9 protein-coding genes are annotated in these 12,878 nt (G+C 68.8%); 6 read left to right on the top strand and 3 right to left on the bottom strand.

The genetic code is table 11. The features are described 5' to 3' along the window. From DK254_RS08615 to DK254_RS08600, 4 genes are all read left to right on the top strand, one after another. A partial coding sequence (locus tag DK254_RS08615) for an MdtA/MuxA family multidrug efflux RND transporter periplasmic adaptor subunit (RefSeq protein WP_218281409.1) occupies positions 1–1,190 on the top strand: 1,190 nt, incomplete at its 5' end. Next, positions 1,187–4,312 carry an MdtB/MuxB family multidrug efflux RND transporter permease subunit gene (locus tag DK254_RS08610; RefSeq protein ID WP_109933446.1) on the top strand — a complete coding sequence of 1,042 codons (3,126 nt, stop codon included), beginning with the start codon at positions 1,187–1,189 and terminating at the stop codon, positions 4,310–4,312. The genes DK254_RS08615 and DK254_RS08610, both read left to right, overlap by 4 nt. Continuing rightward, positions 4,312–7,422 carry a multidrug efflux RND transporter permease subunit gene (locus tag DK254_RS08605; protein ID WP_109933445.1) on the top strand — a complete coding sequence of 1,037 codons (3,111 nt, stop codon included), beginning with the start codon at positions 4,312–4,314 and terminating at the stop codon, positions 7,420–7,422. Before DK254_RS08610 ends, DK254_RS08605 begins: the two co-directional genes overlap by 1 nt. Then, positions 7,419–8,906 carry an efflux transporter outer membrane subunit gene (locus DK254_RS08600; protein WP_109933444.1) on the top strand — a complete coding sequence of 496 codons (1,488 nt, stop codon included), beginning with the start codon at positions 7,419–7,421 and terminating at the stop codon, positions 8,904–8,906. Before DK254_RS08605 ends, DK254_RS08600 begins: the two co-directional genes overlap by 4 nt. A gap of 288 nt (positions 8,907–9,194) precedes the next feature. Here DK254_RS08600 and DK254_RS08595 read toward each other — a convergent pair whose 3' ends face one another. After that, the gene (locus DK254_RS08595; protein ID WP_256595835.1) at positions 9,195–9,740 is read right to left on the bottom strand and encodes a C40 family peptidase; all 546 of its coding nucleotides are present in this window, start codon (positions 9,738–9,740) and stop codon (positions 9,195–9,197) included. 204 nt (positions 9,741–9,944) lie between these two features. Between DK254_RS08595 and DK254_RS08590 the strand changes: the two genes are divergently transcribed. Together DK254_RS08590 and DK254_RS08585 are read left to right on the top strand one after the other, a co-directional pair. Beyond that, on the top strand, positions 9,945–10,643 hold the full coding sequence (locus tag DK254_RS08590) for an AzlC family ABC transporter permease (RefSeq protein ID WP_109933443.1): 699 nt from the start codon (positions 9,945–9,947) through the stop codon (positions 10,641–10,643). Next, positions 10,640–10,954, top strand: a complete 315-nt coding sequence (locus DK254_RS08585) for an AzlD domain-containing protein (RefSeq protein WP_109933442.1) — start codon at positions 10,640–10,642, stop codon at positions 10,952–10,954. The genes DK254_RS08590 and DK254_RS08585 overlap by 4 nt, the downstream gene beginning before the upstream one ends. A 770-nt stretch (positions 10,955–11,724) precedes the next feature. Here DK254_RS08585 and DK254_RS08580 read toward each other — a convergent pair. Both DK254_RS08580 and DK254_RS08575 read right to left on the bottom strand, forming a co-directional pair. Continuing rightward, positions 11,725–12,054, bottom strand: a complete 330-nt coding sequence (locus DK254_RS08580; RefSeq protein WP_109933441.1) for an antibiotic biosynthesis monooxygenase — start codon at positions 12,052–12,054, stop codon at positions 11,725–11,727. Next, a complete protein-coding gene (locus DK254_RS08575) occupies positions 12,051–12,773 on the bottom strand; it encodes a hypothetical protein (protein WP_109933440.1) in 723 nt (240 codons plus the stop codon). The genes DK254_RS08580 and DK254_RS08575 overlap by 4 nt, the downstream gene beginning before the upstream one ends. Between the last annotated feature and the right edge of the window lie 105 nt (positions 12,774–12,878).

Genomic DNA, 12,878 nt, shown 5'->3' with positions numbered 1-12,878 from the left:
CGGAGCCCCAGGCCGGGGGCGGGCGCGGTGGGCGCGGGGCGGCCATGGCCGGGCGCGGGCCCGGCGGCCCGGGTGGCGGCACGGCCATCACCGTCAGCGTGGCGCCGGTGACCAAGGGCGACCTGCCGGTGCATTACCACGCGCTGGGCACCGTCACCGCCTACAATACGGTGAACGTGCGGGCGCGGGTCAGCGGCCAGCTGGTCAAGGTGCCGTTCCAGGAAGGCCAGCAGGTGAAGGCCGGCGACGTCCTCGCGGTGATCGACCCGCGGCCCTTCCAGGCGGCCCTGGACCAGGCGGTGGGCACCCTGCAGCAGAACCAGGCGCAGTTGAAGAACGCCCAGATCGACCTGGCGCGCTACAAGGGCCTGTACGCCGAGGACTCCATCGCCAAGCAGACCCTCGACACCCAGGAAGCCCTGGTGCGCCAGTACGAGGGCACCCTGCGCACCAACCAGGGCCAGGTCGACGACGCCAAGCTCAACCTCGAGTTCACCCAGGTGCGCGCACCCATCTCCGGCCGTGTCGGCCTGCGCCAGGTGGACGTCGGCAACCTGGTCACCAGCGGCGACACCACGCCGCTGGTGGTCATCACCCAGGTCAGGCCGATCTCCGTGGTGTTCAGTCTGCCGCAGCAGCAGCTGGGCACCGTCGCCCGCCAGCTGTCCGGCAGCCAGCCGGTGCCGGTGGAGGCGCTGGACCGCAACCAGAACCAGACCCTCGCCAGCGGCGTGCTCAAGACCCTCGACAACCAGATCGACACCACCACCGGCACGGTCAAGCTCAAGGCCGCCTTCGAGAACGCCGACCAGAGGCTGTTCCCCAACCAGTTCGTCAACGTGCGCCTGCTCGCCGAGACCCTCCACGGCGTGCTGAGCATCCCGGCCAACGCGGTGCAGCGCGGCAACGACGGCACCTACGTGTACATCGCCGATGCCGACGGCAAGGCCAAGCGCCAGCTGGTCACCCTGGGCACCAGCGAGAACGAGCAGGTGGTGGTCACCGAGGGCCTGAAGGAAGGCCAGCGCGTGGTGGTCGAAGGCACCGACCGCCTGCGCGACGGCACCCGCCTGCACATAGTCGCCAGCGACGAGCAGGCCCGTGCCGCCGCCACCGAGGAGGGCGAGGCGGCCTCGCCGAAGCCGTTCGGCTCGGGCTCCCCGGCCCAGGACGACGGTAAGAGCGAATGAACCCGTCGCGCCTGTTCATCCTGAGGCCGGTCGCCACCACGCTGCTGATGGTGGCGATCCTGCTGTCGGGCATCATCGCCTACCGCTTCCTGCCGATCTCGGCGCTGCCGGAGGTGGACTACCCGACCATCCAGGTGGTCACCCTGTACCCCGGCGCCAGCCCGGACATCATGACCTCCTCGGTCACCGCGCCGCTGGAGAACCAGCTGGGGCAGATCCCGGGGCTCAACGAGATGTCCTCCACCAGCTCCGGCGGCGCCTCGGTGATCACCCTGCAGTTCAGCCTGCAGGTCGACCTGGATGTGGCCGAGCAGGAAGTGCAGGCGGCGATCAACACGGCGCAGAGCCTGCTGCCCAAGGACCTGCCCAACCAGCCGGTGTACAGCAAGGTGAACCCGGCCGACGCGCCCATCCTGACCCTGGCGGTGATGTCCCCGGACATGCCGCTGCCGAAGATCCAGGACCTGGTGGACACCCGTCTGGCGCAGAAGATCTCGCAGATTTCCGGCGTCGGCCTGGTCAGCATCAGCGGCGGCCAGCGCCCGGCCGTGCGCATCCGCGCCAACCCCGCGGCCCTGGCGGCCGCCGGGCTGAGCCTGGAAGACCTGCAGAGCACCGTCAGCAACAACAACCTGAACGGGCCCAAGGGCAGCTTCGACGGCCCGACGCGTTCCTCGACCCTGGACGCCAACGACCAGCTCAAGTCCGCCGACGCCTACCGCGACCTGATCGTCGCCTACAAGAACGGCTCGCCGCTGCGGGTCCGCGACGTCGCCAGCGTCGAGGACGACGCCGAGAACGTGCGCCTGGCCGCCTGGGCCAACCACACCCCGGCGGTGGTGCTGAACATCCAGCGCCAGCCGGGTGCCAACGTCATCGAGGTGGTGGACAGCATCAAGAAGATGCTGCCGCAGCTGCAGGCGACCCTGCCCGGCAGCCTGGAAGTCACGGTGCTGACCGACCGCACCACCACCATCCGCGCCTCGGTGGCCGACGTGCAGTTCGAGCTGTTCCTCGCCGTGTGCCTGGTGGTGATGGTCACCTTCCTGTTCCTGCGCAACCTCTCGGCCACCCTGATCCCCAGCTTCGCCGTGCCGCTGTCGCTGATCGGCACCTTCGGCGTCATGTACCTGGCCGGCTTCTCCATCAACAACCTGACGCTGATGGCGCTGACCATCGCCACCGGCTTCGTGGTGGACGACGCCATCGTCATGGTGGAGAACATCGCCCGCTACCTGGAGCAGGGCGACCCGCCACTGGAAGCGGCGCTCAAGGGCTCGAAGCAGATCGGCTTCACCATCATCTCGCTGACCTTCTCGCTGATCGCCGTGCTCATCCCGCTGCTGTTCATGGGCGACGTGGCCGGGCGGCTGTTCCGCGAGTTCGCCGTGACCCTGGCGGTGGCCATCCTGATTTCCGGCTTCGTCTCCCTGACCCTCACGCCCATGCTCGCCGCCAAGCTGCTCAAGCACGTCGAGCCGGAGCAGGAGGGCCGCTTCGCCCGCGCCGCCGGGCGCTTCATCGAGAACATGATCGAGCGCTACGCCGCCGCCCTGCGCGTGGTGCTGCGCCACCAGGGGCTGACCCTGCTGGTGGCCATCGGCACCCTGCTGCTGACCGCCGCGCTCTACGTCTTCATGCCCAAGGGCTTCTTCCCGGTGCAGGACACCGGGGTGATCCAGGGCATCGCCGAGGCGCCGCAGTCGATCTCCTTCCAGGCCATGGCGAGCCGCCAGCAGGAACTGGCCAAGGTGGTCCTGGCCGACCCGGACGTGGAAAGCCTGTCGTCCTTCATCGGCGTCGACGGCAGCAACGCCACCCTCAACACCGGGCGCATGCTGATCAACCTCAAGCCCCACAGCGAGCGCGACCTCACCGCCAGCGAGGTGATCCGCCGCCTGCAGCCGGAGCTGGACAAGGTCGCCGGCATCAAGCTGTACCTGCAGCCGGTGCAGGACCTCACCATCGAGGACCGCATCGCCCGCACCCAGTACCAGTTCACCCTGCAGGACGCCGACCCGGACGTGCTCGCCGAGTGGGTGCCGAAGCTGGTCGACCAGTTGCAGCAGCTGCCGCAGCTGGCCGACGTGGCCAGCGACTGGCAAGACAAGGGCCTGCAGGCCTACATCGACATCGACCGCGACACCGCCTCGCGCCTGGGCGTGAGCCTGTCGAGCATCGACAGCGTGCTCTACAGCGCCTTCGGCCAGCGGCTGATCTCCACCATCTTCACCCAGGCCACCCAGTACCGCGTGGTGCTGGAGGTTGCGCCGGACTTCCAGCTCGGCCCGCAGTCCCTGGAAAACCTCTACGTGCCGGCCAGCGACGGCACCCAGGTGCGCCTGTCGAGCCTGGCGAAGGTGGAGGAGCGCCACACCCTGCTGGCGGTCAACCACATCGCCCAGTTCCCGGCGGCGACCATCTCCTTCAACCTGGCCAAGGGCGTAGCCCTGGGCGAGGCGGTGCAGGCCATCCGCGACGTAGAGGCGCAGATGCAGATGCCGGCCAGCCTGGAAGGCAGCTTCCGCGGCGCCGCCGAGGCCTTCGAGGCGTCGCTGTCCAACACCCTGCTGCTGGTGCTGGCCTCCATCGTCACCATGTACATCGTGCTGGGCATCCTCTACGAGAGCTTCATCCACCCGGTGACCATCCTCTCCACGCTGCCCTCGGCCGGCGTGGGCGCGCTGCTGGCGCTGATGCTGGCCGGGCAGGACATAGGCATCGTGGCGATCATCGGCATCATCCTGCTGATCGGCATCGTCAAGAAGAACGCGATCATGATGATCGACTTCGCCCTGGACGCCGAACGCAACGAGGGCAAGCCGTCCCATGAGGCCATCTACCAGGCCTGCCTGCTGCGCTTCCGGCCGATCCTGATGACCACCATGGCCGCGCTGCTGGGCGCGCTGCCGCTGATGCTCGCCGGCGGCGCCGGCGCCGAGCTGCGCCAGCCGCTGGGCATCACCATGGTCGGCGGCCTGCTGCTGAGCCAGCTGCTGACGCTGTTCACCACCCCGGTCATCTACCTCTACTTCGACCGCCTGGCGCTGCGCTGGGCCAACTGGCGCAAGCGCCACGGGCTGGACGTGAACAGCCCCGACGAAGGCCTGGAGCAGGGCTGATGAACATCTCCCGCCCGTTCATCCTGCGGCCGGTGGCGACCCTGCTGCTGACCCTGGCAATGGTGCTGGCCGGGGCGCTGTCCTTCGGCCTGCTGCCGGTGGCGCCGCTGCCCAACGTCGACTTCCCGACCATCGTGGTGCAGGCGGCGCTGCCCGGGGCCAGCCCGGAGACCATGGCCTCCACCGTGGCCACGCCGCTGGAGCGCTCGCTGGGGCGCATCGCCGGGGTCACCGACATGACCTCCACCAGCTCCCTGGGCAACACCACCGTCATCATCCAGTTCGACCTGTCGAAAGACATCGACGGCGCCGCCCGCGAGGTGCAGTCGGCGATCAACGCGGCCATGAGCCTGCTGCCCACCGGCATGCCGAACAACCCGACGTACCGCAAGGCGAACCCGTCGGACCAGCCGATCATGATTCTCACCCTGACCTCGGACACCTACACCCGCGGGCAGATGTACGACCTGGCCTCGACCATCGTCTCGCCCAAGCTGGCCCAGGTGAAGGGCGTGGGCCAGGTGAGCATCGGCGGCTCCTCGCTGCCGGCGGTGCGGGTGGACGTCAACCCGGACCAGCTCAGCCACTACGGCATTTCCCTGGACACGGTGCGCACCGCCATCGACAACACCAACGCCACCGGGCCCAAGGGCGCCCTGGAGTTCGGCGAGCGGCACTGGCAGGTGGACGCCAACGACCAGTTGCGCAAGGCCAGCGAGTACGCGCCGCTGATCATCCACTACAACGCCGAGACCAATGCCGCGGTGCGCCTGCGCGACGTGGCCAAGGTCAGCGACTCGGTGGAGGACGTGCGCAACGCCGGCTTCTCCGACAACCTGCCGGCGGTGCTGCTGATCGTCACCCGCCAGCCCGGCGCCAACATCATCGAGGCCACCGACGCCATCCACGCGCAGCTGCCGATCATCCAGGACGTGCTCGGCCCGCAGGTCAAGCTCAGCGTCATGGACGACCGCAGCCCGTCGATCCGCTCCTCGCTGGAGGAGGCCGAGCTGACTCTGGTGATCTCGGTGCTGCTGGTGATCCTGGTGGTCTACCTGTTCCTGCGCAACGGCCGCGCCACGCTGATCCCCAGCCTGGCGGTGCCGGTGTCGCTGGTGGGCACCTTCGCCGTCATGTACCTGTGCGGCTTCTCGCTGAACAACCTGTCGCTGATGGCGCTGATCATCGCCACCGGCTTCGTGGTGGACGACGCCATAGTCGTCGTAGAGAACATCGCCCGGCGCATCGAGGAGGGCGACCACCCGGTCCGGGCGGCCATCCGCGGCGCCCGCGAGGTGAGCTTCACGGTGCTGTCGATGACCCTCTCGCTGGTGGCGGTGTTCATCCCGCTGCTGCTCATGGGCGGCATCACCGGGCGGCTGTTCCGCGAGTTCTCGGTGACCCTGGCGGCGGCCATCCTGGTCTCGCTGGTGGTCTCCCTGACCCTCACGCCCATGCTCTGCGCGCGCCTGCTGCGCCGTGCCGAGCGGCCGCAGAAGGCCTCGGTGGCGCGGCAGAGCAACCGCTACTTCGTCGCCTTCATGCTGCGCTACCGCGCAAGCCTGAGCTGGGCGCTGGAGCACTCGCGGCTGATGGTGGTGATCATGTTCGGCTGCATCGCGCTGAATCTCTACCTGTTCGCCATCGTGCCCAAGGGCTTCCTGCCGCAGCAGGACTCCGGGCGCCTGCGCGGCTTCGCGGTGGCCGACCAGAGCATTTCCTTCCAGGCCCTGGACCGCAAGATGGCGGAGTTCCGCAACATCCTCGCCCAGGACCCGGGGGTGGAGAACGTGGTCGGCTTCGTCGGCGGCGGCCGCTGGCAGTCGAGCAACACCGGCTCCTTCTTCGTCACCCTGAAACCCATCACCCAGCGCGACTCCGCCGAGGCCATAGTCGCGCGGCTGCGCAAGAAGCTGGCGGAAATCCCCGGCGCCAACCTCTACCTCACGGCCGGCCAGGACGTGCGCATCGGCGGCCGGCAGAGCAACGCGCAGTACGAGTTCACCCTGCGCAGCGACGACCTCACCCTGCTGCGCGACTGGGCGCCCAAGGTCGAGGCGGTGCTGAACAAGGTCCCGCAACTGGTGGACGTCAACAGCGACGCCCAGGACAAGGGCGTGCAGAGCCGCCTGGTGATCGACCGCGACCGCGCCGCCAGCCTCGGCGTCGACGTGGCGGCGGTGGACGCGGTGCTGAACAACGCCTACGGCCAGCGTCAGGTGTCGACCATCTTCAACCCGCTGAACCAGTACCACGTGGTGATGGAAGTGGACCAGCCGTTCCAGCAGAGCCCGGAAGAGCTGCGCCAGGTCTACGTCATCGGCGCGGACGGCCAGCAGGTGCCGCTGTCGGCCTTCACTCACGTGGAGCCCAGCCGCGCGCCGCTGTCGGTCAACCACCAGGGGCAGTTCGCCGCCACCACCTTCTCCTTCAACCTGGCCCCCGGCGCGCTCATCGGCCCGGCCCGCGACGCCGTGATGGCGGCGCTGGAGCCGCTGCACCTGCCGCTGGAGATCCAGGCCAGCTTCGAAGGCAACGCCGGCGCCGTGCAGGACACCCAGAACGACATGCCCTGGCTGATCCTGCTGGCGCTGGTGGCGGTCTACATCGTCCTGGGCATCCTCTACGAAAGCTACGTGCACCCGCTGACCATCCTTTCCACGCTGCCCTCGGCGGGGGTGGGCGCGCTGCTGACGCTGATGCTGTTCCGCACCGAGCTGTCGCTGATCGCGCTGATCGGGGTGATCCTGCTGATCGGCATCGTCAAGAAGAACGCCATCATGATGATCGACTTCGCCCTGGACGCCGAGCGCACCCTCGGCCTGTCGCCGCGCGAGGCCATCCTGGAAGCCTGCATGAAGCGCTTCCGGCCGATCATGATGACCACCCTGGCGGCCATCCTCGGCGCGTTGCCGCTGATCTTCGGCATCGGCGGCGACGCCGCGCTGCGCCGCCCGCTGGGCATGACCATCGTCGGCGGCCTGATCGGCAGCCAGCTGCTCACCCTCTACACCACCCCCGTGGTCTACCTCTATCTCGACCGCCTGCGCCTCTGGGTCAACAAGAAGCGCGGCGTGCGCACCGACGGCGCCCTGGAGACTCCGCTATGAACCGCCCGAACCCATCCCGCAGCCTGCTCGCCCTGGCGCTGTGCGCGGCGCTCGCCGGCTGCGCGGTCGGCCCCGACTACAAGCGCCCCGAGCTGGGCGTGCCGGCCGCCTTCAAGGAAGGCGAGGGCTGGCGCCTGGCGCAGCCGGCCGACCCGGGCGGCCACGGCCAGTGGTGGACGCTGTACGCCGACCCGGTTCTGGACGACCTGCAGCAGCGCCTGCTCAAGGCCAACCAGACCCTGGCGCAGTCCGAGGCCTCCTACCGCCAGGCCGCGGCCTTGGTGAAGGGCTCGCGCGCCTCCTTCTTCCCGACCATCAGCGCCGACGTCGGCAAGACCCGCTCCGGCCAGGGTGGCAGCGGCAGCGGCAGCGTGCGCCTGCCCGACGGCTCCACGGTCAGCAGCGGTGGCAGCGGCGGCATCAGCAACAGCTACAGCGCGAGCCTGGGCGTGAGCTGGGAACTGGACCTGTGGGGCAAGCTGCGCCGCCAGCTGGAAGCCGACACCGCCAGCCGCGACGCCAGCGCCGCGGACCTGGCCGCCTCGCGCCTGTCGCTGCAGTCGCAGCTGGCGCAGAACTACCTGCAGCTGCGGGTGATGGACCAGCAGATCAAGCTGCTCAACGACACCGTCGAAGCCTACGAGCGCGCGCTCAAGCTGACCACCAACCAGTACAACGCCGGCATCGTCACCAAGGCCGACGTGGCCCAGGCGCGCACCCAGCTCAAGAGCACCGAGGCCCAGGCCATCGACCTCAAGTACCAGCGCGCGCAGCTGGAACACGCCATCGCCGTGCTGGTGGGCCAGGCCCCGGCCAACTTCAGCCTGGCCGCCACCGGCCAGGTGCCGAAGCTGCCGTCTATCCCGGCGCTGGTGCCTTCGCAATTGCTGGAGCGGCGCCCGGACATCGCCTCCGCCGAGCGCCAGGTGATCTCGGCCAACGCCAAGATCGGCGTGGCCAAGGCCGCCTGGTACCCCGACCTGACCCTGAGCGCCGCCGGCGGCTACCGCAGCGGCAGCTTCCACGACTGGATCGAGACGCCCAACCGCTACTGGTCCATCGGCCCGCAGTTCGCCATGACGCTGTTCGACGGCGGCCTGATCTCTTCCCAGGTGGAACAGGCCGAGGCCAGCTACGACCAGACCGTGGCCAGCTACCGCCAGACCGTGCTCGACGGCATGCGCGAGGTGGAGGACTACATGGTCCAGCTCAAGGTGCTGGAAGAAGAGAGCGGGGCGCAGAACGAAGCCCTGGACGCCGCCCGCGAAGCCCTGCGCCTGACCAGCAACCAGTACAAGGCCGGCACCGTGGACTACAACAGCGTGGTCACCACCCAGACCACCGCGCTGTCCAACGAACGCAACGTGCTGAGCCTGTACGGCAACCGCCTGGTGGCCAGCGTGCAGCTGATCGCCGCCATGGGCGGCGGCTGGGACGCCGGCCAGATCGCCACCGAGGGCGAGAGGGCGGCCAAGGCCGATTGACCCCGCCCCTCTCAACGCCTACGGCGTTATCCGCCGTTTGGCCTCGGTTCCCGGCGGCTCCGGGGTTGACCTGGGCGTTGGCTGTGGCCTCGGTGTATCGGCGTATAACCGCGAACGGTTATACGCCCTACGTCAAGGTCGGGTCTGGCGTAGGGCGCATAACGCCTACGGCGTTATCCGCCGTTTGACCTTGGTTCCCGGCGGCTCCGGGGTTGATCTGGGCATTGGCCATGACCCCGGTGTATCGGCGAATAACCGCGAACATGAGGGAGTGGCGTGGATGGGCCTTCAATGCCTGAACCGCCGCGCCGTGGTGAAATTGCGGTCCCAGTAGCTGTTGCTCAGCGAGTCGATGCGCACCGTCTTGCCGCTGCGCGGCGCGTGGATGAAGCGGTCATCGCCCAGGTACAGCCCGACGTGGCTGACCCGCGCGCCGCCATTGTGGCTGAAGAACACCGCATCCCCCGGCTTGAGCGCATGGCGCGGCACCTGGCGGTGCTTCTGGTGGATCATCGAGCGAGTGGTGCGCGGCAGTTCCAGGCCGATTTCCTTGCGGAACAGGTAGACCAGCAGGCCGCTGCAATCGAAGCCGGTCTTCGCCGAGGTGCCGCCCCAGCGGTACGGCGTGCCCACCAGTTGCCGCGCGCTCTGCAGCAGGCGGTGCATGTCGCCGTCCGGCACCCCGGGCTTCAGGCCGGGCTGTGCGCCGGGGCGGAAGAATTGCGCCAGGCTGCCTTCCTGCGACTGGTAGCTGCGCCAGGCGGGCGCATCCAGCAGGTCGGCCGAAGCGAACAGGGGTGACAGGCAAATCAGCAACAGCAGGAAACTACGCACGACAGGTACCGCAGGGAAGCATTAGGAACAGGGCGTCATCCTAGGCATTCGGTGCGTGAGCGGTCAGTCGGAAAATTCGCCTGTACCAGGCGGAAAATACCAATCGGTGCCGGGTGCGCAGCCTGCAACTGCGCAAGAACGTTCAAGGCGGGCGCTGGGGGTTTCTGCCAAGCTGGTGGCCTCACTGCCTCGAAAGCATCATCCATGTCACAACAACTGCTTCCCTCCCGCGCCTTCCTCAAGGGCGCCATCGCCATCATGCCGCTGTCCATCGCGGTGCTGCCCTGGGGCCTGCTGGCCGGCTCCCTGGCCATCGAGGCCGGGCTTTCGCCGCTGCACGGCCAGGGCCTGTCGGCCATCGTCTTCGCCGGCGCCGCGCAACTGGTGGCCATCGGCATGCTCAAGGGCGGCGCCGGGTTCTTCTCGATCATGATCACCACGCTGCTGCTGACCTCGCAGCACCTGCTCTACGGCATGAGCATGCGCCCGGTGATCGCCGACCTGCCCGGGCGCTGGCGCCTGGGCCTGGGCTTCCTGCTCACCGACGAGTTCTTCGCCCTGACCAGCCAGCACGACCGCGAGACCTTCAACCGCTGGTACGCCCTGGGCGTGGGCCTGACTTTCTACGTGGCCTGGAACCTCTTCACCCTGGCCGGCGTGCTGCTGGGCAGCAGCATCCCGGGCCTGGAGCACCTGGGCCTGGACTTCTCCGTGGCCGCCACTTTCGTGGCGCTGATCGCGCCGGTGGTGCGCAGCGTGCCGACGGTGGTCTGCGTGGCGGTGTCGCTGTTCTGCTCGGTGCTGTTCAGCTACTGGCAACTGGGCTCGGCCCTGGTGCTCTCGGGCCTGGCGGGCATGACCGCGGGCTTTTTCTGCAACAGGTTCAGCGGGAGGTCGGCATGATGGTCTGGGCCGTGATCGTCGGCATGGGGCTGATCGTCTTCTTCAACCGCTACGTGTTCCTCGAACCGCGCCTGCCGATCCGCCTGGGCAGCAACATCCGGCAGTTCCTAGGCTTCGCCGTGCCGGGCATGCTCACGGCCATCTGCGGGCCCATCGTGTTCCTGCCCGAACACCAGTTGAACCTGCGCCCGGACAACCCCTACCTGCTGGGCTCGCTGGTGGCGGTGGGGCTGGTGCTGTGGACGCGCAACACGCTGCTCAGCGTGCTGCTGAGCATGGGCGTGTTCTTCCTGCTGCGCTGGTGGCTGTAGGGCGCATAACGCCCCAAGCGTTATCCGCCGTCGTCCTGGCGTCGATGTGCCAGCCAACGGCGGATAACCGCGAACGGTTATGCGCCCTACGGTCAGGCACGCCCATAGGAGCGGACTCCGCCCGCGATCGGGCCTGCAGGATGACGCCGGACTTCCCGACAACGCCGGACGGCCCCCTCTCCCGCTTGCGGGAGAGGGCTGGGGAGAGGGCGCGGAACCCCGCCCGGCGCCGACGTCCCGGCTAACGGCGGTACGCTCAGGCACGTGCGTAGGAGCGGACTCCGCCCGCGATCAGGCCTGCAGGATGACGCCGGACTTCCCGACAACGCCGGACGGCTCCCTCTCCCGCTTGCGGGAGAGGGCTGGGGAGAGGGATCGGAACCCCGCCCAGCGCCGACGTCCCGGCTAACGGCGGTACGGTCATGCACGCCCGTAGGAGGACTCCGTCCGCGATCGGGCCTGCAGGATGACACCGGACTTCCCGACAACGCCGAACGGCTCCCTCTCCCGCTTGCGGGAGAGGGCTGGGGAGAGGGTTGCGGAATTACGCCCGGCGCCGACGTCCCGGTTAACGGCGGTACAGTCAGGCACGCCCGTAGGAGCGGACTCCGTCCGCGATCGGGCTTGCAGGATGACGCCGGACTTCCCGACAACTCCGAACGGCTCCCTCTCCCGCTTGCGGGAGAGGGCTGGGGAGAGGGTGCGGAACAACGCCCGGCGCCGATGTTCTGGGATAACCGCGAACGGTGCTCCGCCTTACGAACCCCCTTTCAACCCTTACGCTCGAACCCATACGCCCGCTCGACCTTCGCCACCCGCACGGCGAAGCGCTCGTACCAATCCCGCCGCCCAGCGTCCCGCGCCAGCCGGTGCTCGGCATGCTCGCGCCACAGGCGAATGCTGTCCTCGTCCCTCCAGTAGGACACGGTAATACCCAGCCCATCCGCCCCGCGCGCCGACTCCACGCCGAGGAAGCCCGGCTGCGCGGCGGCCAGCTCGACCATGCGTTCGGCCGCCTCGCCATAACCGGCCTCCAGCGGCGTGCGCAGGGAGGTGAAGATCACCGCATAGTAGGGCGGCTCGGGCGTCGTGGCGCTCATGCCGCGTTCCTCGCGTACTGGTTGGCGGCGCGCAGGAAGGCCTCTGCCAGCGGCACGCTGACGCCGGCCAGGGCCTTGCGCTCGGGTTGGAACAGGGTGGCGACGAAGAACGGATGGTCGCTGGCCTCCAGGGCGCGGATGCTGCAGTCCTCGCCGTGGGCGGTGGCGTGCAGGGCGTCGCCGAACAGCGCTTGCTGGTACTCCGGGTTGACGCCGTAGCTGCAGCGGTAGCCTTCGCGGATGCTCGGCTTGCCGTAGACGCTGGCCAGGCGCGAACCCGGTTGCAGGCGGATGTCCTCGCGCACCTCGATCAACGAGCAGGGCAGGGCGTGGATCACCGGCCGTGCCGCGCGGGGTTCGACCTCGCCGTGGGCGGCGTCGTCCCAGCCCAGGACGTTGCGGGCGCGCTCCAGCAAGGCGTGCTGGAAGCCGGCGCAGGTACCCAGGTAGGGCACGCCGCGGGTGCGCGCGTGGGCGATGGCGCGCAGCGCGCCCTCGGTGCTGCGGTAGGGGCTGCCGGGGGTGCACCAGAAGCCGGAATAGGCGTCCAGCGCCAGACCGTTGGCCAGGCGCGCGGTGTCCAGCCACTCCAGGCGCAGGGTGCCGGTGTGGGGCAGCAGCGACTGCTGCAGCGCCAGGGGAATGGCCCAGTGCGCGGTGACCCGGCTGTCGCGGTCGCCGATCAGGCCGATCCGCAGTAGTTTCCGCATCTTCCGCATCGCTCCTTCCCCCTGCGCTGGCGCCCGTTGGCGGGCTTCGCTGGGCAATTTATAGTTGCGCCGATGCAATCGAAATGGGCGGTTGCGCAATTCAAGAGTGCGCTC

The sequence above is a fragment of the Pseudomonas sp. RW407 genome (assembly GCF_003176655.1).
GTDB classification, from domain to species: Bacteria; Pseudomonadota; Gammaproteobacteria; order Pseudomonadales; family Pseudomonadaceae; genus Pseudomonas; species Pseudomonas delhiensis.
Note: the sequence above shows the minus strand (reverse complement) of the source record. Positions and strands in the feature narration are given on the sequence as shown.